The following is a 24284-nucleotide window of genomic DNA, read 5'->3' as shown; positions in this document are numbered from 1 at the left end:
TCATGTACATTTTATTATTATATATGTCTATACAAATATACAGGGTGTTCAGATGATATATGCAAAGCTTGCCTTGCTGGCATCGGGTTGGGCGGAGAATGTGCGCATTGAAATCGAGCATGGGGTCATTCAGGCACTCCAGCCCGGTGCCAAGCCAATGCCGCAGGATTGCAGGGTCGATGTGTTGTTGCCCGCACTGTCCAACCTGCACAGTCACAGCTTTCAACGCGCCATGGCAGGCATGACGGAGACGCGGCACGCGGGGCGGGACAGTTTCTGGACATGGCGCAAGTTGATGTATCGCTTCATGGACAATCTGACGCCCGACCAACTGGAAGCCATTGCAGCCCTTGCCTTCATGGAAATGCAGGAAGCAGGCTTTGCGAGTGTGGCCGAGTTTCACTATGTCCATCATCAAGCTGGCGGCGCGCCCTATGACGATATTTCGGAATTGTCACAGCGCATCTTTGCCGCCGCGTTGGACACGGGAATCGGCCTGACCCATCTGCCGGTGCTTTACAGCTACGGCGGTGCCGGACGCCAAGCGCTGAACGCCGGACAGTTGCGTTTCGGAAACGATGTGACGCGGTTTCAAACGCTAATGCAACGGGTGGGCGCGGGGTTGCACGCCCTGCCGGATGATATGCGCCTTGGCATCGCGCCGCATTCGCTGCGCGCGACCAGCCCGGACGACCTGTCAGCGCTGCTTGGCAGCCATACAGAAGGGCCAGTGCATATTCATGCCGCAGAACAACAAAAAGAGGTGGCGGATATAACCGATTGGCTGGGACAACGCCCTGTTGAGTGGTTGTTATCCACCCAGCCCGTCGGCCCGGACTGGTGCGTTATTCATGCGACCCATATGACAGAGGGTGAAACCATCGGGCTGGCACGCAGCGGCGCGGTCGCCGGTCTGTGTCCGGTTACCGAGGCCAATCTTGGCGATGGTATCTTTAACGGCCCCGCGTATCTGAAGGCAGGCGGCACATATGGAGTTGGAACGGATTCCAACATCGCAATCTCTGGGGTTCAGGAATTACGCATGTTGGAGTATTCGCAAAGGTTGCAAAATCAGGCGCGCAATCTGATGGTCCCCGCCGAAGGGTCCGTCGGACAGGCGCTGTATACCGGCGCCGCGCGCGGTGGCGCGCAGGCCTTGGGGCGCGACTGTGGCGAAATTGCAGTGGGGCGGCTGGCCGATCTTGTCGGGATTGACGGGACTGACCCCACGCTTTGTGCGCTGGCACCCTCGCACCTGCTAGATGGCCTTGTTTTTGCGTCCCACACGTCCGTCATCACCGACCTTTGGTCGGCGGGGCGGCATTGCGTCCTGCAAGGGCGGCACCGCGCGCGCGACCAGATTGTCGCGCGCTATCGCAAGGCGATCTCGCACCTTCTGGAAAGTTAGACGCGCGCGTGTCCATTTGCCGCCCATGCGCTGAACGCTTTGACCCTTGGGGCGATGTCGGGCGTTACTGCCCCTCGGACCGAATAATCATCCCGAACAAATCGCGCGGGTCGTCGGGGTCTGCGATCATGTCGAGTTCAAGGAAAAACTCTGTGCCTTCCAGACGTTTGAGGATATGGCGCAGCGCGCTGAAATCCTCGATTGCGAAGCCGAAACTGTCAAACAGCGTGACCTGCCCTGCATCTGTGCGGCCCGGTGCCTCGCCTGCGATCACCTGCCACAACTCGGTCACCGGATGGTCGGGGTCCAGCGCTTGAATTTCGCCCTCGATCCGCGTTTGGGGCGGATATTCGACAAAGATGCCTGCACGCAGCAGGATGTCGCGGTGCAATTCTGTCTTGCCCGGACAATCGCCGCCAACTGCGTTAATATGAACCCCGCCACCCACCAGATTGTCGGTCAGGATTGTGGCATATTGCTTGTCGGCGGTGCAGGTCGTTATGATCTGTGCGCCCAGCACCGCCTGCTCGGCCGTGTCGCAAGACACCACACGCAAGCCCCGCCCCGCCAGATTGGCCGCGCATTTTCGGGTGGCGGCGGGGTCGATATCATACAGGCGCACTTCCTCAATGCCGCAGACCGTTTTCATCGCCAGCGCCTGAAACTCGGCCTGCGCACCATTTCCGATCATCGCCATCACGCGCGCGTCGCGGGGGGCCAGCCACTTTGCGGCCATCGCACTGGTCGCCGCTGTGCGCAAAGCGGTCAGAATGGTCATTTCCGACAGCAGCAGCGGGTAGCCTGTCGCCACATCGGCCAGAACCCCAAAGGCCGTTACCGCCTGCAAGCCCTGCCGCATGTTTCCCGGATGGCCGTTCACATATTTGAACCCGTAATGCTGCCCATCCGATGTGGGCATCAATTCGATCACACCGATATCGGAATGGCTGGCAACGCGCGGCGTCTTGTCAAAGGCGGGCCAGCGGCGGAAATCAGCTTCGATGGCGTGCGTCAATTCGACCATCATCTGCTCGATCCCGACATGCAGGACAAGGCGCATCATATTCTCGACGCTGACAAAAGGCACAAGGGCCTGTCGTGAGGGCAGTGTCATTCAGTGGCTCCTTCAGGAAAAGCTGCGGGTGGGTCGGTCAAACACCTTGCGGCCCATCAGACTGCCGACCAGATCGACCATCAGCCGCGCCGTGCGGCCACGCTCGTCAAGGTATGGGTTCAACTCGACCAGATCGAGCGAGGTCATCAAGCCCGTCTCATGGATCATCTCGCAGACCAGATGCGCCTCTCGAAAGGTGGCACCGCCGGGAACGGTCGTGCCAACGGCGGGCGCGATTCCGGGGTCCAGAAAATCGACATCAAGGCTGACATGCAGCATCCCGCCCGCCAGCCGTACCTTGTCGAGGAAGCGGCGCAAGGGCGCGGATATGCCCTGTTCATCCAGAACGCGCATGTCATTTACAGCAATCTCGCATGCTTCGAGCGCGCGATGCTCGGCGGGGTCCACGCTTCTGATCCCAAACAGGCAGATATGGTCGGCAGGAACGGGGGCGGGAAACGGGGGGAACGGGGCAAAGCCCGCGCGCCCTGCGGCATAGGCAACCGGTGTGCCATGCAGATTGCCCGAACTGGTGCTTTGCACTGTGTGGAAATCACTATGCGCATCCAGCCACAGCAGGAATAACGGGCGCCCCACCCGCGCCGCATGCGCCGCTGCCCCGGCGACAGAGCCAAGCGCCAAGGCATGATCGCCCCCCAGCACAATGGGCAAGCGGTCGGCGGCCAACTCGGCCTCAACCGCCGTGCGGATGAGGTCGGTCCAGGCCAGTGTCGCGGGCAACTGGTCCACTGCCGGATTGTGCGGGGTGCACGCGGGCAAGGCGGCGGGCAGGGCCAGATCGCCCCTGTCCAAGGCTGGTGTTCCAAGCACGTCCAGCACCTCGGCCAAACCTGCGACGCGGTAGGCCGCAGGCCCCATCAGGCACCCCGCTGTGCGTTGGCCGCTATCGACCGGAGCACCGATTAAAGTGGGTCGGGTCATTGTTATCTCCTGTTTTGGGCACAATGGTTCGCATATCGGGAAGATCGCAACTGGACTTTTTGCTATTTTGGGGGCTTAACTGACCACTATGGCACCTATGGGTTTCAGTATGGACGATCTGGATCAGAATCTGATCGCAGAGTTGCGCCGTGACGGGCGTGCCTCGGTCATGGCATTGGCGGAAAAACTTGGGGTCAGCCGTGCAACCGTGCGTGTCCGGCTTGCGCGTCTGCACCAACAGGGCGAAATTCTGGGCTTCACGGCGATTACACGAGGCGATATCGCCGATGCACCCGTCCGCGCGATGATGCTGATCGGAATCGAAGGCCGTGGCGGCGAGCGGATTATGGCGCGCCTGTCGGGCATGGCCTTGGTCACGGCCGTGCATTCAACCAATGGCCGCTGGGATCTGATTGTGGAGTTATCCGCCAATTCCCTTGCGGAACTGGATGCAATCCTCAGCCATATCCGCAACCTTGATGGCGTCATGTCATCAGAGACAAACCTGCTGCTGTCCACACGCCGCGCGAAATCACACTGGCGCTGATGTCATGTGGCTTCTGCGCCGCTCACCATTCAAACCGGCTGCGCAAAACCTCGATCACGACGTCAGGCGATACAAAGGCCTTGTTGATACCGTCTTCGCTATAGGCAGACTCGCCCCGCAACGGACCACTCACCAGTGGAAGCGCGGCCCAGACAGAAGCCAGACAATTGCCCAGTTGCAGTACGGGCGTGTCGCGCGCGTAAAATCCGCACTGATGCATCAGGAACCGCGCCAGATAGGTCTGAACTTCGGCGTCAAATACCAAGGCGTCCGAGATATCATGCGTTTCGACCAGATCGCGCAGGGTCAGATAGATGAACTGATAGCGCCCGACCGCTGACGAGATGGTGCCCATCGACCTAATCTCGCGCTGATAGACCAGCACCTCGGCCAAAGTCATCTCGGTCAGCGGGCGCGCAGGCAAGGCAGGTGCAAAATCGGTTACGGTTCCAAAGCCGCGCGGGCCTTCGAGATTGCCCATGAGGTTGAGAAACTCCACATCATTGGCCGCAAAGCTGGTCGCAGGCTCGGCGGCGGCCATTTGCCGCCCGACTGTCGACATAACGAAAAGCGCCAGAAAAGTGCTGTAGACTACACATAGTAGCTGTGTGCATCGCGCCACAGAAATACTCCAGTTCAGGGTCGCAGTTGCTTTGCCCTTAGCTCAACTGTGAAATATCACAATAGGTGCATATCGCAGACTCCGGCAATGCAGCTTTACTACTGCACCTCCGCGCTGCTTCCTGCAATATCTTAGGGGTTTAATAAAACTTCTGAGCAACAATAGTACGCGCAAACCTGCCTTTTGGCGGGTGATTTCCCGTACGGAGGTTTAGAGATGCGACCCAATTCAGGCACGTGCAGTCACGTCTGGCTGCGTGCGTGCATTCTTGCGCTTGTTCTGACCCCCACTTATGTGGCCGCCCAGACCGACATACCCGCCGAAGACCGGCCAACAAGCGTTCAGATCACACTTGCCGGCTATACGCTGGAGTTGGAACTGACCGATACCGGCGAGCCGGTTCTGGATGAGGACGGCGAACCTGTCATCTTGCGTGTCCCGCTGGACGAAAGTGTCGTCACCCCCGGCGATCAGGTGCTTTACGTCATCACACTGGACAACCCCACCGAAGACGCCGCCATGAACCTGCAACTTGGCGCGCAGGTAGCAGCCGAGTTGGTGCTTGACCCGTTCAGCTTTGCCGCCCCCGAGGGGCTGGCGATTGAATGGGCCGATGAAGAGTCGCCCGATCTGTTCCGCCCGATATTTGAAGAGATTGATGACGAACAGGTCATGACCGCCGATCTGGATGCGCTGCGCGCCTTGCGGCTGACCCTGCCCGAATTACCGCCATCAGAGCAGATGAGCATCGAATACACCGTGACCCTGCGCTGACCCCCGCGCATTCGAGTAAACTAGGAGTACCCCCTCATGATCCCCAATCCCTTCAAAACCCTCGCCCTGAGCACGGCGCTCGCCGTCGTGTTTGCAGGCGGCGCGATGGCGCAGGTTGAACCTGATCCCTCAGAGCAGACCGCGCCTGGTGTGTCTGTACAAAATACGATTGCGCTGAGTTATGATGGCGCCGATGGCGTGAGAATTGATCTTCCTGAGGATGATCTGCCAACTGCAACCTTCACTGTTGCCCGCAAGATCGACCTTTCGGTAACTGCGCAGGCAAGCGAGGGTGAGATAACGGTAGCCCCCGGCGAGACATCTGTGAACCTCGACTTTGTCGTTAGAAACCTTGGAAACGGCACACAGGGCTTCAATATCAATGTTACAAACACGGGCGGGCAACTTCCCGGAAGCAGTGACGAACTTGGAGGCACGTTCGAGGGGTTGACCTACAGCGCTAGTGTAACGTCTGATCTTGGCACCTACTACGTGTTGGTGAACGGAGAAATTTATGACGTATCAGATGGGGCCAATGCGGGGGATCTCGATTCGGGCGCGGAATACACCGTCAGGATCGTTGCCAATATCCCCAGCATCGCCACAGATGGTCTTGCCGATCTTTTTGAGGTGACAGCAATTGCACTTGTTGCGGGTTCTAACACAGAAGTTGAAGAAATTCGCACCAATGCTCTGGATAGTGAAACCCCGAACGTGGTGTTTGCGGATGCAGCAACGCTTTGGAGCTTCGGTAGCGAGCCTGATGATACGGGTGATGCGCAGACTAACGGTCAAGATGCGGACCGCACCAACCTGCGCGTGACTGCACCGGTCATCACAGCAACGAAGACAGCCGCAGTTGTTGATGAGACTCTACCGGGCAGCACCTTTAACTGCGGGACGGGATCAGGGACAGCTACTCCTGCGACTCCTGTTGCAGCGATACCAGGCGCATGTGTTGAATACGCAATCACTGTGACCAATAATTCGCCAAGTGAGACCGCGGCCACGAACATCGTGATCAATGACTTAATCCCGGAAAACACCTCTTTTGCTGGCGTGACTCCGACTGACTTTGAACCGGTTGTTTACGCCGTAGGTACCAACACGGTGACCGCGACGCTCGCGACCCTTGAGCATGGCACAAGTGCTAGCTTCACCATCCGCGTCACCATCGACTAACACCCCCCCCCCCTCAAGCGCGCGGCGTATTCCGGGCCGCGCGCCTCTCTGTTCCTGTATTCTGTAGCGGACTCCCTTTTTCATGGTCTCGCCCATTCCCTGTGCCCTCCGCCGACTAGGCGCGGCGGGTTTGGCCCTTGTGGTGGGGCTGGCGTCTGCATCGGCAGTGGCGCAGGGCACACCATTGGGTACCGAGCTCGTCAATATTGCCCATGTCACATGGCAGGCGGGCGGAATAGATCAGGGCGAAGGACTGTCGCCCGAGGCCCGCTTCACTGTCGCGCGGGGGCAATCGAATGGTATCCTTACCGCGTGGGAATTGGACAAGGGCCTGACCGATGGCCCGTTCGAGAACATCTATTTTCCTGACGCGGAATACCGGCAGAACCCTTGGCTGCCATTGCCCGAACAAGTCGACACCTCGACCCTGACCAGCAACCCCACCCCGATTGACCGCAGCGCCCCCTTGCGTGTGTTTCGCACCGACCGCATCCGTCTGGGTGTGCCGATCTTCTTCACGCTGGAAGATGCCGGGTTGAACCGTGACCCGACACGGATTGAAACGGTCGAGGTCACGCTGAGCGATGCGGCAACGGGTGACAGTGAAACCCTGCGCTTTTACGAGAACGGTCCTGATACAGGCGTGTTCACAGCATGGATCAACACAACAGATACAATGTCACCCAATGGCGACGGGCAGCTTGCGACGCAGGCCTATTCGGTCATTACCGCGCAATATGTCGAGGCCACGAATATCATCAACAATCTTGAGGTGGATGTCGATGTTGGTGCCGGGCAGTTCGACCCGTCGGGGCTGCTCTTTGACAGCGGGTCCGGCGCGCCGCTCAACGGAATTGAACTGACCCTGATCGACATGGCCACAGGTGCGCCTGCCCAAGTGTTTGGCGATGATCTGGTCGCGCAATATCCGGCCACGCTGGTGACCGGCGGGCAGGTGACGGACAGCGCGGGGCGCGTCTATGACCTACAACCCGGCGCATACCGCTTTCCCTATGTCGCGCCGGGTCAATACCGGATCGAGATTGGCGAGACAGGCCTTGCCACACATGCCGCCCCCAGCCAGCGCGCCGATGCCGCGCTGCAAGCGCTGCCGGGCGCACCTTTTGCGCTGGTAAACGGCTCTCGGCTGGACCCGTTCGATGTGGTCCCCGGCCAGCCCTTGCGCGTCGATATACCAATGGATGCCTTGGCCATCGCCCAGATTACGCGCACTGCGTCGCATGATGACTCCACTATCGGCGCGTTTCTTGAATATACAGTGACTGTCACAGCATCGGATTCCGGTGTGATGACGATTACCGACACCTTGCCAGACGGGGTAGTCTTTGTGCCGGACACGATGCTGGTCAATGACCGGCCCGTCACGCCGCAAGTGGCGGCAGGGGGGAATCGGCTGACCTATGTTCTGCCTGCTGTGGTCGCAGGTCAGAATATCACCATCATTTACGGCGCACAGGTGGTGCCGCCTGCACGCGCGGGTCAGGTTTTGACCTCTGTCAGTGAAGTGCGCGCAACAGGCACGCGCAGGCTGCGCGCCAATCACACCTTGCGCGTGAGTGATGCGCTGGGGATGGATCAGGTGGCAATCCTTGGCCAGATCAGCGCGGGCGGCTGCGGCGGGGCCAATCCGGGCTATGATCTGTCGGGCATCCGCGTGCTGTTGGAAAACGGCGAATTTGCTATCACAGACAGTGACGGGCGCTTCACCTTTCGTGACATCTACCGTCGCCCGCGCGTGGTGCAGATGGATATGACCACCCTGCCGCCCGGTGCGCGGCCCGTGTTGTGCTATGCCTCGACCCGAAGTGCAGGCAGCGCAATTTCACAATTCGTGGAGTTGCGGCCGGGCATGATGGGGCGGGTCGAGTTCTATCTCGAATTTGACGCGGAAGATGAGAGCGCCTTTGCACCTGCCCCGTCCCCTGCCCTGACCGAGGCAGACCGCGCGCCCTTGGTGCGGTTTGACAAGGACTGGCTTGATCGCCACGGCGCGCGTCACGGCGCAGGTTTTCTGGCCCCCAAAGACGGGTATCTGCCACGGTCCGAGGCGATTGACGTGGTCTATCTGCGGCCTGTTGGCGCAAAGTCAGAATTGCTGGTCAATGATGCCGCTGTGCCCGGCATCCGGCGAGAACCGACAATCCGGTCCTCTGACGGACGGTGGGAGATGATCCGCTACCGCGCCGTGCGGATTGGCGAAGGGCGCAATGCACTGGCGCTGGTTATCACCGGCAGCAATGCACAGGTGTTGCACCGCCAAACGCATGATGTCCTGTATGGTTTGCGGCCCGCGCAACTTGAACTGGTGCGCGCGGCAAGCACGCTGGAAAGCGACGGACGCAGCCAGCCGCAGATTACCTTGCGCCTGACGGACCGCGCGGGCATTCCCATTCGTCCCGGCACACAAGTGACCGTGATGATCGAGGCTCCGTTCGGTTTTGTGCCCACAGCACCCGTGCGCCGCTCATCGCCCGCCTCTGAACGCGCGGCCCGCAGCCGTATAACGGCGACAGTGCAGGACGATGGCATCATCCCGCTGACACTTGCGCCGGTTCTGGAAGGGGGCACAGCACGGCTGAGCATTGCGACCACGGGCCGCGACTTGAGTGTGCGGGTGCCAATCTCGGCTGCTGCGCGCCCTTGGGTGCTGGTGGGGCTGGCCGAAGGCACGCTGGCGCATAAGCATGTGCGCGACCACATGCGCCGCGAGGGCGAAATCGGCAATGCGCTGTCAGGCCGCGTGGCCCTGTTTGCCGAGGGCGTGATCACGGGCGAATGGCTTTTGACGCTGCGCTATGACAGTGCGCAGGATCGGGACAGTTTCTACGGGATCGACCCTGACGCCGAATATATCGTCTATGGCGACCGCTCAACGCAGGGCAATGCTGCGCAAAGCCGCTTTCCGCTGTATCTGCGGCTGCGCCGCGAAGGTGCGGAATTCCTGATTGCTGATTTCAACACCAATCTGAACGCGGGCGGTATCTCCATCAATCAGGAGGTCACTGGCGCACGCGCAGTGTTCGAGGATGAAGACTGGCGCGTGATGGCCTTTGCCGCACAAATCTCGAACGCGCTGGTCGAGGATCGCATCCCGCTGAATGGCACAGTCGGCCCCTACCCCCTCAGCCGCACAGACATCATCCCCCATTCGCAGACAGTGCGTCTTGTCACGATGTCGCGGCGTGATGCCTCTGAGGAGTTGCAAAGCCGCACACTCGCGCCGGGGCTGGATTATGTTCTCAGCTACACAACCGGCCAGTTGTTTCTGCGCCGCCCCATACCTGCCTTCACACCAGAGTTGCACCGCAATATTCTGGTGGTCGATTACGAAGCAGATGAGGATTTGCGCAATGGCCTGATTGCGGGCATCCGCGCCGAGGCCGAACTCAGCCCCCGCCTGCGCGCAGCCGTAAGCGCCGTGCATGCCCGCCGTGTGGAAGGGCAAGCTCTTTCGATCACGCTGTCGGGGTTTGACCTAAGCTACCGCGCCACGGACGCGCTGACACTCAGCGCCGAAGTGCTGCATGCGCGGCGCAGTTTCGCCACCCATAGCGATACCGGTCTGCGCAGCGAAGTGCGCGCCGAATTTGAACGCGGTGGCACGCAGGTCGCCGCCTATCTGCGCCGCCAACGGGGTCATGTTGCGCTGACCGCTTCTGACGCCGATATTGACACCATCCTCTCTGGCCTGACCCTGCGCCACCAGCTTTGGGCAAACCCCGAAACTCCGTCCGAGCGCTGGCTTCTGGACGGGCAGCTTCTGGCCGAGAATGACCGCGCCAATGATCTGCGCAGGCGCGACGGCGAGGTTTTGCTGACCCGCGAACGCGAACGCAAAACCCAATCGCTGGGCTTCAGGGGCATTTACACCAACGACACCACGGGCCAGACCCGCGACTTGCGCCTTGTGTATCGGGGCACCGGCACATCGGAAGATGGCCGCCTGACGCAGGCTTTGGGCATCGAAGTCACGTTGCGGCCAGATGCCCCGCGCGCAGGCGACAAGCTGGACCTGAGCTTTGGCTACCTTCTGACCGAAAGCTGGACCGTCTTTGGCACATTCGAGGTGGAAAGCCAGCGCCAGACCAGCATTGAAGCACGGCGCTTCACCTTTGGCGCTGAATTCACCCCCGAGGAAGGGCGCGCCTACCGCACGGCCCTGTCATGGGCGGGCAATGGGCAAAACCAGGGGCAGGCGCTGTTTCTGGGCGCAGATCACGGATACACCCTGCGCGACGGGCTGACGGCCTATCTGGGCGGGGATGTGCAATGGGATCTGGGGGCTGCGGGCGTGCCGATGGGCCAGTCCATCGGCAACCCCTATATCGCCGAAAGCTTCATCGCCCTGCGCGCGGGCCTGCGCCATGAGGCCGAAAGCTGGGGCGCGGGGGCTGATACCGAATGGCGGCGCACGCGCGACACAGACACCGGCAACCTGCGCCTGCGCATGGATGGCGAGCTGTCCGAGACATGGAGTGCGGGCGCAGAAGCCCTGCTGGGGCTGACCCGCACATCCGGCGCGGACTGGCGGCATGATCTGAAGCTACAGGCCAGTGCTGCCCACCGCGCAGGCCCGCGCGACCCGATCACGCTGCTGCAAGGCGAATTGCGCCAGCGCGATCAGGGCGGGATCGAGAGCGTGAGCGCGATTGCCTCGGTCTACCGCTCGCAATACCTGTCGGACACGGAATTTCTGAACCTGCGCTACGGGGTGAAATATGACCGCGCGCGGTTGCGCACCGGCACGGTGGATGATGTGCTGAACCTTGTCGGTGCCGAATACCGCCGCGACGTGACCGAGCAGGTCGACATCGGCCTGCATGGCAGCATGATGCATGCCGCGCGCACAGGCCGGATGTCCAACAGCCTTGGGCTGTCGATGGGGCTGACGCCGTTCGACAATGGCTGGCTGTCGCTGGGCTATAACTTCACCGGCTTTCACGACCCCGATTTCTCGGCCCTTGGCCATACCGATACAGGCCCCTTCGTGCAGTTCCGCATGAAATTCGATGCCGACAGCCTGCGGGGGATGTTCAAATGAGGGGGGGCATATGGCAAACCCTCGGCGCGGCAGTCATGGCAGCGATCTTGTCCACAGGTGCAGCGATTGCTGATGAACGCTGCGCCGCAGTCGCAACCGGCGGCGCGGTCAGCCTTGTACAGGATGGCGGGCAGAGTTTCTGCGTCCACCGATTTACCACTTCGGGAAACTTCAACCTGCTGCGCGACCGTGAGATCCATTATCTGGTCATTGGCGGCGGCGGGGGTGGGGCAAACAATGATGGCGGGGGCGGCGCAGGTGGTTTCTTGACGAACTTTACAACTAGCCCGACTTTTGTAGGCGCGCAGAACAACATTCCTATTGTTGTCGGTGCCGGAGGAGCGGCTGGTGGCAGCGGAACCCGCGGTGGCGCAGGCGGGACAAGTTCCTTCTTTGGCGTAAATGCAGGTGGCGGTGGCGGTGGTGGAAGTTCAACAACTTTTGGTGGCGGTATCAATGATGGCGGTCCCGGTGTATCCCCTGGCGGCAGCGGTGGCGGTGCGGCCGCGACATCGTCTGCAGCGTCTGGTGGACTTGGAAGCTCCCCTGGCGGAAATGGCGCAGACAGGTCTTTTTCAATTCTGCTAACCCCACGTGGCGGCGGTGGTGGTGGCGCTTTCGCGGACGCATCAAATAGGAATGGGGGCGCCGGACGGTCAAGCACGATCACGGGCACAACAGTCACATATGCCGGTGGGGGCAGAGCATCGGGTGGTAGCGCTGGCGCAGGTCAGGCCAATGCAGGGGGTGGCGGAAACGAATCGCAACAGGGCCGAGATGGGATCGTGATCCTGCGTTATGTCGCAAATTTTGCGCCGACAGCGAATGCAGGTCAGCCCCAAAACGTGCCGGCTTTCACCACCGTCACTCTGGACGGCAGCGGATCGACCGACCCAGAGGACAATATTACCGGATACAACTGGACGCAATTTGCAGGCACCAGCGTCGTCCTGAGCGGAGCGAACACACCAACCCCCAGCTTCACCGCACCCCAGCCCACTGGCAGCAGCGAGACGCTGAGTTTTCGCCTGACTGTCACTGACGCGTTTGGGTTAACCAACACCTCTGATGTCACGATCACCGTCACTGCCCTGCCGGGCCAGCCTGCGCCCGGCACCGGGGGCACAGTGAACGAATTTGCCGACCCGGATGGTGCGCGTATTTGGCGTGCGCACACTTTTTTCGGGGTTGGCGCCCTGACCTTGCCGAATCCGACCGATGTCGAATACCTGATTGTCGGCGGCGGCGGCGGCGGCGGCGGCATAACCAATGTCAACGCGGCTGGCGCTGGCGGTGGCGGTGGCGGCGGGTTGCGAGAGGGCACACGCTCGGTCGCGGCGGGAACGCTCACGATCAGAGTCGGCACGGGTGGCGTGGGCGCAAGTTGTGGGACGGCATGTTCTGCTGGGGCAAATGGCGGCAATTCTGAGTTTGACGGAGTAATCGCAGTTGGTGGCGGTCGCGGGGGGTATCTGGGGAATAGTAGCGGTGCTGCCGGTGGTTCAGGGGGGGGCGGTCGATTGAACGCTCAAGGCATTGGTGGTGCCGGGACATCTGGACAAGGCAATGCAGGCGGAAGCGGGTCTGGGGACGACAGTTTCAATCTTGCCGGTGCAGGGGGCGGTGGGGCTGGCACTGCGGGCCAATCTGTCACTTCAAATACCGGTGGCGATGGCGGGGCTGGTCGGTCCAGCGGAATTGACAATACAACTCGATTCTATTCCGGTGGCGGTGCCGGTGGGGGGTACGGCACTGCAGGTGGGTCTGGTGGAATTGGCGGTGGGGGCGGTTCCCCTGCAGCACGGGGACCGGGACAACCTGCGCAAGCCAACACTGGCGGCGGCGGCGGCGGCGCAACGGGCTCAATCGAAGGCGGAGCATTTAACGGTGGGAATGGTGGCAGCGGCATCGTGGTGGTCCGCTATGTCATCAACACCGGCCCTACGGCTGATGCGGGCGACAGTGCGACGGCCTTTGCCGGACAGCCGTTCGAGCGGCTGGGCATTGTCACAGACCCTGACAACAATGTTGATGAAAACAGTATAAGCTGGGTACAGACCAGCGGCACCTCCGTGGACCTTGAGAGCAATGCTGATCCGCATGTGCTCCGCTTTACGTCCACCCAGCCCGCCAATGGTGCCGCCAGTGAAACGCTGACCTTCCAGCTCACCGCGACTGATGCCTTCGGCCTGAGCTCGACCGACACGGTCACGATCACCCTTCAAGCCATCGCAGAGTTAACAGCCACCAAGACGGCCAAGGTCTTTTCAGAAGACGGCAGCGATTGTGCGGACCTTAGCGCGTCCGCCCCGACCGAGCCGCAAAATCCCGCCGCGATCCCCGGTGCCTGCATTGCGTATCTGGTCAGCGTCGAGAATACTGGCCCCGTTGCAGCACAAGGTATCAACCTGATAGATGCCTTGCCCGCAAGCCTGACGCTGCGAGGCGCGGCACTAACATCAGGCTGGGGCACGGAAACAACGCTGGATTTCACACCGGACTGTACCGGCGCAGACTGCACGGTTGAGATCACGAGCGGCGTCATCAACGCGGATACGACAGCAACACTCACCATCCGCGCGACGATCAACTGACGCGCGCCATCGGCACCACGTGCAGGCTGTTGGTTTCTAACCCTTGCCACGCTCGCAGGACAGCCGAAAACTCGGCTGATGCTTTTGCACAAGATTAAACATCTTGGCGCTTGCCATTCCCCTGCGGTTGCGACGGCGCATGGCGTGCTCTGAGACAGCCAAAACGCTTGCGGGGGGAAAGGACGGCGCCCAAGCAACCTGCACGGTCATGTCCGCCAGAATCGCTCATATTGCGTCGCTACGCCCTTGGCAACGATCGGGCGCATGGTGTTTGCAGGCAACAGGATCGCTGACATTGACGCGCCCAGCGCCGCTGCGAGGGTTATGATGACGGCACTCTCAGACCGGGCATTCAGGTGGTCAGTCCCGCGCGCGGCCATACGGGTCACAGGTCAGGACAACGCGCATTGCTCGCGCGGAAGTGATCGGCGCGGCGCGCTACTCAAGTGACATTGCTGCCCCGCCTCGTCAATCATGGGGCGTTCCCCCTTGGTCGGAGGCGTGATGCGGTCTGCTGCGGTTCAGGTTCTGAAACTTATCCTGCCTTTGCTGGTGCTGGCCTGCGCCGGACCAGAGCGCGGGGACCATGCCGCCCCTTTCGCGGCCAACCGGGCCGAGGCCGCCGTTGCCGCCACGCGGTCGGTCGCGGTGAGATTCCCCGCATTTGGCGATTCCAACCCTCATACATGGGACGGGCGCGCACCGACGGCCTATGCGGTCCACGGCATTGACGTGTCGCGCTGGCAAGGCGCAATCGACTGGCCTGCCGTGCGGGCTGGCGGCGTCGGGTTCGCCTATATCAAGGCAACCGAAGGGGGCGATCACGCCGACCCCTTATTCTCTGACAACTGGCAAGGGGCCGCCCGCGCTGGGCTGCCGCGCGGTGCGTATCATTTCTATTATTTCTGTCGCCCCGCCGAAGAGCAGGCGCGCTGGTTCATCCGCAATGTGCCGCGCGACCCCGCCGCCCTGCCCCCGGTGCTGGACCTTGAATGGAACCACCGCTCGCCCACCTGTACCCACCGCCCCGACCCCGCAACCGTCCGCGCCGAGGCGGGGCGATTTCTCGATATCCTGACTGCGCATTATGGCCAGCGGCCGGTTGTCTATACCACGGTCGATTTCTACCGTGACACCGGGATCGGTGCGCTGCGGGGCACTGAATTCTGGCTGCGCTCGGTCGCGGGGCACCCCTCGACCGTCTATCCCGGTCAGCGCTGGACCTTCTGGCAATACACCGGCACCGGACGCGTTCCCGGTATCCGTGGGCCAGTCGACATTAACGTCTTTGCCGGATCAGTTGGCGACTGGACCCGCTGGCGCAGATGAGCGCGCTGCCTGCCCTTGTGGCGCTGCCCGGCGCATAGGTGGAAGATGGCAGGTGTAGAAGGCAAAAGTCGGGAGGCGTCTTGGCATGGCTGAAACCGGAGTGTCATTCAGATTGCAGCCCAACCTCTCTATTCTTGCCAAGACCAGAATTTTGCGTCACATGACTATGGCTGGCCGTCAAAGTGGCGACCAAACCAAGGTGAAGGTCTCATCATGCGTCACATCGTTTTGCCTGCTTTGCTCATCGTCCTGTTTGTCGCCGGGTGTGCCGGGGGCGGCATAAGTGACCGCGCAGTGGTTAAGGGTGCGGGAGCAGAGTTGCTGAAACTGCGCGCAGGTCCGGGGCTGGGCTATAACATCATTCTTGGCTTGCCAGATGGGACCGTCGTTTCACGGCGCAACTGCGTGACCGAAGTGGGGCAACGCTGGTGCCGCGTCGCACTCCAAGCCGCGCCGAGTGTTACCGGCTACGTTTCTGCGGACTACCTCTCACAACCCTGAAGCCACCGCGCCGTATAGGCAGGTGCAGTGAAGCGCGGCGGTCTAGTGTTGATCCGCGGTAGTGTTCTGGCGTGGCAGGTTCATGCCGTTGCGCCAGTGCTTGCCACGGAGAGAATCGAGGCGGCACCCCAGGGGATTGCCAAGCGGCGAAGGGATCGCGCGGCGCGTTGCAGGGCAGCGCGGGGTTTCCAAATAAGATATCAGATCACTCATACGCCGCGCCCAATCAAACGGCCGGGCTTCAGCACAGCAATAATGCAACCTAACTGCTCTGGCAGAGTTATTTTGTAGGGGAACTTGCAGCGAGGTGTCGCTGGCACCCGCACCAAGACTGATGCCGGAGGAGGTTGATTGATGAAACTACGCCTTGTGATAGCTTGCGCCTGTGTGGTTGCGCCACCAGCAGTGGCCGAAAATCGCGCCTTAATCATGGGAACACAAACCTATGGCGAAGATGTCGAACTGACGGCCGAAGGAGATGTTTCGGCCGCCGTTGAAGCGCTAGAGGCGGCGGGCTTCGATGTCATTTCCGGTGTCGATCTGGAAATTGAGGCGCTGCGCGAGAATATGGGCAGCCTGCTGACAGACGAAGCGCCCGAGCGCAGTGTCATCCTTTTGTCAGGGCGCTTTGCCCATTCCGGCTATGAAAGCTGGTATCTGCCCGGCGCTGCGGACGCCCCGTCTTTGGCCACAGTCGATGGCGCGGCACTCTCCTTGAGCACAGTGATGGAAATTGTGGGCCGATCCCAAGGGGGCGCGGTGGTGCTGCTGGGATCGCCAATGGCAGAGCTTGAAGACCTGAACGCCGAGGCGGGCGTCGTGTCTGATGCCAGTGCGGAAGATGCACCCGACGATCTGCCCTTTGCGCTTGGCTTTGGCCTTATGCCCGGACTGGGCACAATCAATCCGCCGCAAGGCGTTACAGTGATTGCGGGTGACATTCCCGATATCCTGAGTTTTGCGGAGGACACGCTGGTCATGCCGGGCCAAAGCCTGCCGGAGATGCTGGCGGACACTGAGGGGCTAGAAGCATATGGGTTCTTGTCCCCCTTGCTGAGTTTTCTGCCTGCGGATGACGCAACGCCCGAGGCTGAACCCGTCGAGGAGCAGAACACCGAACGCGAGGCCGAAGCAGAGGGCGCTGTCTGGCAGGCCGCGCAGGACACGGACACAATCGTCGCATATGAAGCGTATCTTGCCCAATATCCCGAAGGCGCATTCGCCGCTGACGCGCGCGCCGCGATTGATGCGCTGGCGGCCGATCCAGAGCGGATTGAAGCCGCGCTAGAGCTTGGCGCATCCGCGCGCCAGCAGATCCAGCAGCAACTGAACGTGCTGGGCTATGATACGCGGGGGGTCGATGGTATCTTCGGTCCCGGCACCCGCAACGCGATCAGCAACTGGCAGCAGGACAGCGGGCTGGAAGCCACCAGTTTTCTAACTGCCGAGCAGATCGACGTGCTGAATGATATGGCCACAACCCGCGAAGCAGAACTGGAAGAGGAAGCGCGCGAACAAGAATTGGAACGCGAGCGCGCGGATCGGGCCTATTGGGAAGACACGGGTCGCGGTCAAGACGAAGCCGGACTGCGAGCCTATCTGGAGCGCTTCCCCGACGGTCTGTTCTCTGATGTTGCAGGCGCGCGACTGGCCGAGATCGAGACTGCGCGCGACCGCGAGGCATGGGAAACTGCGCTGGCCGAAGACACCGAAGCCGCCTATCGCCGCTATCTGGATGCACATGAAGACGGTGCCTTTGCAGACAGTGCGCGCGCACGGCTGGCCGAAATGGGCGAGGACAACGCGCTGGCCGCCGACGAGGCCGCGTGGAGCGAAGCACAGCAGATCGACACCGCTGATGCCTATGCACGCTATCTCGAAGATTTCCCCGAAGGCGCGTTTTCCGAACCCGCAACCCAGCGCCTTGATGAGTTGACCGAAGATGCCCCCGAACAGGAAGAGATCACGCAGGAACAGGCACGCGAGGCAGAAGCCGCGCTGGGTCTGAACACAATCACCCGCGGGTTGGTCGAAGTGCTGCTCACAGCGCAGGGTTTCAACCCCGGACGCACCGATGGTCAATTCGACAGCGACACCAGAGCGGCGCTGCGCGCGTATCAGGAAGCGCGTGGCTTGCCAGTGAGCGGTTATGTCGACAGCGAAACACAAAGTCAGATGATCTCTGACGGGCTGCCTCTGTCACGCTGATCGGGGGATCAGCCGCGCATGTGGCACACCCCGGCGCTGGATCATGCGCCGGGGGGAAGACGCAGGAATTCAGGTAGGACTGGTCCTTGTTGATTGTCACGGAGACGTCCCGGTCAAAATTTTGGGACACGATCCGATATTCGTGCCCGCGCGTACATCCGTTGCCCCATAACACATTATGGATGGAGCTGCGCCAAGAACCTGATACAGGTCCATATATGTTTCGCTTGTTTGACATGTTGGGCCGCTCCAGCGCGGTAAGAGCGCTTGATGATGCGCTTCGGGCCTCAGGTGTGCATCCGCTTATGGTGCCGGAACCCGTCAAGCTGACGGTGATCCAGCTTAACAAGAAATGGGGCAATGACAGGGGTCAGGACGCGGCATTCGCTGAAGCCGCAGCACTGCTTGCCTATTGCATGCTCGGGCATGCGCAATTCGCGGAAAATAACAGCGCAGAGGAAGCGGAACGCGCCGACACGCGAATAGAAATCGCACTGGATGACGGCGATACGCTCGATGCCAAGCTGATCCTGCTGGCGCTGCACTCTGGCCTGATCTCGCCCGAGATCGCCGACCGGATTGATCTGGACGACCTGTAAAACAGCTCATGACCCCGACTGGCAGGTATCGTCCCTGCAATATGCCTTTTGCGCAATCGCCCCTGCAACGTAGGTCTTTGACGCCCTCGACAATGGGCCCGCATTTGGCTTGTGGCACGACCGCGATGATCGACGGTCAAAGCTCGGCTTTTTTCCAGTCGTCCAAGGTCATGTAAACGATGCTGTCATCGACACTGACCATTACCTCACCATCCTGGATATTGACCTGCATTCTCATCGAGCGGCTGGCCAGCTTCGCCAGTTCACTGGTCTCCTGCTGTGAAAAATTCACGACCTGAAGGTTGTCAAAACGCGTGATGCTGTTTTTGATCTTCTCCCACCACAGTTCAGCCGTCCTACCGCCATACGTGTAGACAACAACCTTCTTTGCTTTGCCACAGGATTGGCGCAAGAACTTCTCGCTAGGAAGCCCCAACGCCACCCACACCTCCATCACATCACTCAGGCTTTTCTGCCAAATATCTGGCTCGCTATCCGTGGACAGGCCCTTCGTCAGCTCCAACCGCTCATGGGCATTCAGCGCAAACGCAAGAACACGCACCATCAAGCGTTCATCCGTTTCCGACGGATGTTTTGCAACAGTCAGTTTATGGGTCTCATAATAGTGACGATCCATGTCGGAAACGGAAAGTTCAACTTTATAGATGGTGGCATTTTGCGCCATGATTTTTCCTGAATGTGCGACGTAAGGCTTGCCTAGTACGTTTGGTGGTTTTGTGAAAGCAGATAGACTCTGTCGATGGGATGGATACCGCCCAGCGCTGTCTGGGGTGCGGTGGTCCGTCCTTTGCTTGCCAAATTAAGTGAGAGCCGCCTTGGAGCGGTTGTGCGGGCTGCTGCCCGTCTTCGTCTGCCCGACAATGATCCGGATGTGCAACGCCAAGCGTATATGTCTGAGTAGTTTGTTATGGTTATTCATTTCTACAGATCGATATGAAGACCAAGGTCACCAACGCCGGGATTGATGATTGGGAATAATTGATGGGCATCAGCAGCGCGATCCTTGCGCCAGCCCCGCGGTCGCGCCAATGAAGCATTGCCGCTTCAGCGCAGCGCAATTGAAGACACTTACCGTTGCGACACAAGGACCACGAGGGCGACCTGTTCAGGACATGCTGGTTCGGATGCGCGGGGCGATCACTGGCCCGACGGTGACGGTCGAAACGATTCTGCGATCCATGGACCCTGCGGCACAGGCGGTTCTTTTGCTGTTGCCGGCGCTGATCCTTGTCACACCCCTTAGTGGCATTCCGGGCCTGTCGTCTTTGGGCGGACTGACAATTGCGCTTGTTGCCTGTCAGATTCTGCTGGGACGCCCAATGATTTGGTTGCCTGCCTTTGTCCTGCGCCGCACTCTGCCCACCGACCGGCTGCACCGTGCGCTGAACCGGCTTGATCGTCCGGCGAAATTTATCGATTGCAGATCGGTGGCGCGGGCGGAATGGTTCTTTGCATTTCCGGGCCAGCAAATTGCGCTGATCACGTGCATCGCCTGCGGGTTGGCCATGCCGTTTCTGGAACTTGTCCCATTTTCCGCGACAACGCTGGCTGTGGTTGTCAGCATTCTTGCTTCGGCGCTTCTGGTGCGTGATGGGGTTTTGGTGGCACTCGGCCTGAGTGGTTTCGGGCTGGCCATTTTCGTTGTGGCGAAGCTGGCTTCAAGCTGATGCGGTTTGTGGCACAGCTTATATCAACGCGCGCGCCCAGCAATGTGCGCTGCCACAAGCCTCCATGCCGCCATGTTTCGCGCGCCACTTTTGGAACGATACATCATTCACGGCACAGCTGCGTCACCGGAATGCTGCCTTCGACCTGGCGCAACATCGCAATGATCTGCGTTTCGGTATATCTGCTTGTCTTTATTCGAATTTTTCTGATGCGACATGGCGCCAGATAAGGCACGAAAGGCAGGTTTCAGCCCCTATTTCGCCTTGGCCATGAGTGTCTCTACCTCGGCTATAACCTTGTCCGCCGCTGCATGCCGAACAGGACCATAACCCCGTATCTCTTGTGCGGCGGTAAGCAAAGCCAGTGAGGGGGGCTGATTGTCAGGGTCAAACGTCGTCTCGACATGGCACAACACGCTTTCGAACCAGTCCAGAAGCTTGCGATCCAACTTTCTGTCGGCACTGTGCGCGAAGATATCAAATGTTGTACCCCGCACCCCCTTCATTCGGGCCAAAAGCTTCAGCGCGGGGCGAATCCAGGCACCGAAGGCACGCTTGCGCGGCCGCCCGCGCGCGTCCCGCCCAAAGGTCAGAATCGGTGGGGCAAGATGGTGCCTGATTTTGAAATCCCCTTCAAAGCCCGCGGCCAGCTCAGCCTCGAAACGACCATCCGTATGCAGGCGGGCGACTTCATATTCATCCTTGTAGGCCATGAACCTGAACAACCCCTCGGCTGCGGCACGCAACACGGCATCGTCTGCCTGCGGCAAGGCCGCACGGAAGCGTGCCATGCGGGCGGTGTAGCGGCTTGAATAAGCGGCATTCTGATAACCTGTCAGAAACTGCGCCCGGTGAGTGATCAGCGCCTCAATATCTTTAGGCTGCTGCAAGGGCTTTGGCATCCACGGGTCCAGCGCGTCTGGTTGGGCCGCCATGATCCGCCCGATGTCAAAGGCCATACGGTTCTTCTCGACAGCGACGCCGTTTAGCACAACGGCTTGTTGGAGCGCAGCCTCGCCCACAGGAACCAACCCCTGTTGCCATGCGGCCCCTAGCATGATCATGTTGGCAAAGACCGTATCGCCCATCAGCTGCTCTGCTACAGTGTTGGCATCAAAAGCCAGAACCTGACCCGCACCAACACATCTGCGGATCAGTGCCTCGCGCGCATCTATGCGCAGATTGGCGTCGCGTTGCAGGACCAGATCGCCGGTCGGCATTTCCGCTTGGTTCAGCACGATCCCAGTGCCAGCCCGGTAGTGGGCCGACGCCTTGGGCGACGAACAAACAACCGCATCACAGCCGATCACCGCATCGGCGGCCCCTTCCTCGATCCTGACTTGGCAGATGCTATCAGGCGCGGAGGCGATGCGCACATAGCCCAGAACCGTGCCGAATTTCTGCGCAAATCCCGTAAAATCCAGAACGCTGGAGCCCTTACCTTCCAGATGCGCTGCCATGGTGATCAGCGCGCCAATGGTCACGACACCGGTGCCGCCCACGCCCGCCACCAGCAGGTTAAATGGCCGGTCCAGCGCGGGCAGCTGCGGCGCGGGTAGGCCCGCAAGTGCGGCGGCAAGGTCCAGCCCTTCGGGTTGGGGCTTGCGCCGCTGGCCACCTTCGATGGTCACAAAACTGGGGCAAAAGCCGCCAAGACAGCTAAAATCCTTGTTGCAACTTGATTGGTTGATCTGGCGCTTGCGGCCCAGTTCGGTCTGGCGCGGCTCCACGCTAAGGCAATTGGATTCGACCGAGCAATCGCCGCAGCCTTCGCAAACTGTCGGGTTGATCACCACATGGCGCGCCGGGTCCGCCATCTGCCCGCGCTTGCGGCGTCGGCGCTTTTCAGTGGCGCAGGTCTGGGCATAAATCAGGATTGAGACGCCCGCCACTTCGCGCAGTTCACGCTGCACGCGGTCAAGTTCGGCCCTGCCATGAAAACTGGTGCGGGGCGGAAAATCTGCGGCATGGAAATCCTCAGGCGTATCTGAGACGAGCGCGATCCGCTCCACCCCTTCGGCGCGGCAACTTTGGGCAATAGCGGCAGGGCTGATCGGGCCATCAACCGGCTGGCCACCGGTCATCGCAACGGCATCATTATAGAGGATCTTGTAAGTAATATTGGCCCCCGCCGCGACTGCCTGCCGGATCGCGAGCGAGCCAGAGTGATACCATGTCCCCTCGCCCAGATTCTGGAAGATATGCCCCCGCCCCGAAAAGCGCGACGATGCGGCCCACGGCACCCCCTCCCCCCCCATCTGCGCGAACCCCATCGTGTTGCGGTCCATCCAGCCCGCCATCACATGGCATCCGATGCCGCTGGCAGCCTGACTGCCTTCGGGCAGGCGGGTCGAGGTGTTGTGCGGGCAGCCAGAACAGAAATACGGCCTGCGTGTCGCCCCCGGAACGGACAGCACCGGCGCGGGCGTGGCAGTCAGGGCGGCAGCGCGCGCGGCAAGACCTTCATCCGGAAAGAAGCGTGACAGCCGTTCGGCAAGGATCGGGACCAGCCCCAGCGGTGACAACTCGCCCGTCCAGGGGATCAACGGATCACCGGCCGCGCGATGCTTGCCCACCATGCGCTGCGGCTTGTCGCCGGGCCAGTCGTAGAAATATTCCTTGAACTGGCTTTCGATGATGCCGCGTTTTTCCTCGACAACCAGAACCTCCTGCTTGCCCTTCACAAAGGCCAAGGCAGAGCGGCGCGCCAAAGGCCAGACCATGCCGACCTTATAGATGTCGATCCCCAGCCGCCGACAAGCGTTTTCGTCCAGCCCCAGCAAGCGCAACGCCTCCATCAGGTCAAGATGCGCCTTGCCTGTGGTGACGATCCCGAAACGTGCCTGTGCAATGTCATAGATGCGCCGGTCGATCGGGTTGGCCTCGACAAAGGCTTCGACGGCGGCCAGTTTGGCGCCGATCCGGGTTTCGATTTCGGGACTGGGCAGGTCAGCGCGGCGCACATGCAACCCACCAGGGGGCGCTGTGAAATCGGGCTGCACGAAAACACGTTCAGGTGGCAGATTGATGGATTGCGCCGCCTCGACCGTTTCCGAGATCGCCTTAAACCCGACCCAGGTGCCGCTGAACCGCGATAGCGCGAAGCCATAGGCACCGAACTCCAGATATTCGGCGATGCTGGCAGGGTTTAGTGTCGGCATGAACCAGGCCATGAAGGCGACATCAGACTGATGCGGCATCGAAGACGAAACGCAGCCATGATCATCGCCCGCCACGACCAACACCCCGCCAAGTGCCGAGGTGCCATAGGCGTTCCCATGTTTGAGCGCATCACCCGAGCGGTCTACGCCCGGCCCCTTGCCGTACCACATTGAAAATACGCCTTCGACTTCACAGTCGTGGTCAAGGGCTGCTTGCTGCGCGCCCAGAACAGCCGTTGCGCCAAGGTCTTCGTTGACGGCGGGCAGAAATTCGACCCGCGCCTGCTCCAGCCGAGTGCGCTGTCGCCACAACTCCATGTCCAGCCCGCCCAACGGTGAACCACGATAGCCCGACACGAAACCTGCCGTGTGATGCCCCGACGCTTCGTCACGCCGCGCCTGATCCAGCATGATCCGCACAAGTGCCTGTGTGCCGGTCATGAAAACACGCCCTTCGCCCTGCTCGTAGCGATCGTCCAGGCGATAATCTTTAACGTGGCTGCACTCGATGTTCATGCGGTCCTCCTCTACTTGTTGCAAGGATCGCACGAAT

The 24284-nt window shown here is 60.7% G+C and carries 16 protein-coding genes and 1 pseudogene; 11 read left to right on the top strand and 6 right to left on the bottom strand.

Annotated elements, in window-relative coordinates; all coding sequences use genetic code 11:
* The first annotated feature begins 52 nt into the window (after positions 1-52).
* Positions 53-1408 (top strand): formimidoylglutamate deiminase, encoded by a 1356-nt coding sequence (locus BD293_RS00985; RefSeq protein WP_142079404.1) that lies wholly within the window; start codon positions 53-55, stop codon positions 1406-1408.
* A 64-nt stretch (positions 1409-1472) separates the two neighbouring features.
* Here the strand turns inward: BD293_RS00985 and BD293_RS00980 are convergent, their stop codons facing one another.
* Complete coding sequence (locus BD293_RS00980) at positions 1473-2522, bottom strand: ornithine cyclodeaminase (RefSeq protein ID WP_142079403.1); 1050 nt, start codon at positions 2520-2522, stop codon at positions 1473-1475.
* Positions 2523-2534: 12 nt separating this feature from the next.
* On the bottom strand, positions 2535-3464 hold the full coding sequence (rocF, locus tag BD293_RS00975; RefSeq protein ID WP_142079402.1) for an arginase: 930 nt from the start codon (positions 3462-3464) through the stop codon (positions 2535-2537).
* 109 nt (positions 3465-3573) lie between these two features.
* Between rocF and BD293_RS00970 the strand changes: the two genes are divergently transcribed.
* Positions 3574-4011: an Lrp/AsnC family transcriptional regulator gene (locus BD293_RS00970; protein WP_142079401.1), complete on the top strand. Its 438-nt coding sequence runs from the start codon at positions 3574-3576 to the stop codon at positions 4009-4011.
* 22 nt (positions 4012-4033) lie between these two features.
* Here BD293_RS00970 and BD293_RS00965 read toward each other — a convergent pair whose 3' ends face one another.
* On the bottom strand, positions 4034-4573 hold the full coding sequence (locus BD293_RS00965) for a hypothetical protein (protein ID WP_142079400.1): 540 nt from the start codon (positions 4571-4573) through the stop codon (positions 4034-4036).
* Between the two features lie 276 nt (positions 4574-4849).
* On the opposite strand from BD293_RS00965, the gene BD293_RS00960 reads away from it, so the two are divergent.
* The 8 genes from BD293_RS00960 (at position 4850) to BD293_RS00920 (ending at position 18882) form a co-directional block, all read left to right on the top strand.
* Entirely contained in the window at positions 4850-5407 is a 558-nt protein-coding gene (locus tag BD293_RS00960) for a hypothetical protein (RefSeq protein WP_142079399.1), read from the top strand.
* 36 nt (positions 5408-5443) lie between these two features.
* Positions 5444-6589: a DUF11 domain-containing protein gene (locus BD293_RS00955; protein ID WP_142079398.1), complete on the top strand. Its 1146-nt coding sequence runs from the start codon at positions 5444-5446 to the stop codon at positions 6587-6589.
* A 184-nt stretch (positions 6590-6773) separates the two neighbouring features.
* Positions 6774-11651 carry an isopeptide-forming domain-containing fimbrial protein gene (locus tag BD293_RS00950; protein ID WP_142079397.1) on the top strand — a complete coding sequence of 1626 codons (4878 nt, stop codon included), beginning with the start codon at positions 6774-6776 and terminating at the stop codon, positions 11649-11651.
* Positions 11648-14245 (top strand): glycine-rich domain-containing protein, encoded by a 2598-nt coding sequence (locus BD293_RS22595; RefSeq protein ID WP_484335626.1) that lies wholly within the window; start codon positions 11648-11650, stop codon positions 14243-14245. Before BD293_RS00950 ends, BD293_RS22595 begins: the two co-directional genes overlap by 4 nt.
* 504 nt (positions 14246-14749) lie before the next feature.
* Complete coding sequence (locus BD293_RS00935; protein WP_142079396.1) at positions 14750-15574, top strand: glycoside hydrolase family 25 protein; 825 nt, start codon at positions 14750-14752, stop codon at positions 15572-15574.
* Positions 15575-15787: 213 nt separating this feature from the next.
* Positions 15788-16075 carry an SH3 domain-containing protein gene (locus BD293_RS00930; RefSeq protein WP_142079395.1) on the top strand — a complete coding sequence of 96 codons (288 nt, stop codon included), beginning with the start codon at positions 15788-15790 and terminating at the stop codon, positions 16073-16075.
* 354 nt (positions 16076-16429) lie between these two features.
* Positions 16430-18283 (top strand): peptidoglycan-binding domain-containing protein, encoded by a 1854-nt coding sequence (locus tag BD293_RS00925; RefSeq protein ID WP_142079394.1) that lies wholly within the window; start codon positions 16430-16432, stop codon positions 18281-18283.
* 218 nt (positions 18284-18501) lie between these two features.
* The gene (locus BD293_RS00920; protein WP_142079393.1) at positions 18502-18882 is read left to right on the top strand and encodes a hypothetical protein; all 381 of its coding nucleotides are present in this window, start codon (positions 18502-18504) and stop codon (positions 18880-18882) included.
* A 136-nt stretch (positions 18883-19018) separates the two neighbouring features.
* On the opposite strand, the gene BD293_RS00915 is transcribed toward BD293_RS00920, so the two are convergent.
* The gene (locus BD293_RS00915; RefSeq protein WP_142079392.1) at positions 19019-19567 is read right to left on the bottom strand and encodes a YaeQ family protein; all 549 of its coding nucleotides are present in this window, start codon (positions 19565-19567) and stop codon (positions 19019-19021) included.
* Between the two features lie 394 nt (positions 19568-19961).
* On the opposite strand from BD293_RS00915, the gene BD293_RS00910 reads away from it, so the two are divergent.
* On the top strand, positions 19962-20570 hold the full coding sequence (locus tag BD293_RS00910) for an exopolysaccharide biosynthesis protein (RefSeq protein WP_170207024.1): 609 nt from the start codon (positions 19962-19964) through the stop codon (positions 20568-20570).
* A 57-nt stretch (positions 20571-20627) separates the two neighbouring features.
* Here the strand turns inward: BD293_RS00910 and BD293_RS23030 are convergent.
* Together BD293_RS23030 and BD293_RS00905 are read right to left on the bottom strand one after the other, a co-directional pair.
* A pseudogene (locus BD293_RS23030) lies at positions 20628-20766 on the bottom strand (transposase); the annotation flags it as partial.
* 58 nt (positions 20767-20824) lie between these two features.
* Positions 20825-24247 (bottom strand): indolepyruvate ferredoxin oxidoreductase family protein, encoded by a 3423-nt coding sequence (locus BD293_RS00905; protein ID WP_142079390.1) that lies wholly within the window; start codon positions 24245-24247, stop codon positions 20825-20827.
* Positions 24248-24284: the final 37 nt, after the last annotated feature.

The organism is Roseinatronobacter monicus (genome assembly GCF_006716865.1).
Lineage (GTDB): Bacteria > Pseudomonadota > Alphaproteobacteria > Rhodobacterales > Rhodobacteraceae > Roseinatronobacter > Roseinatronobacter monicus.
Note: the sequence above shows the minus strand (reverse complement) of the source record. Positions and strands in the feature narration are given on the sequence as shown.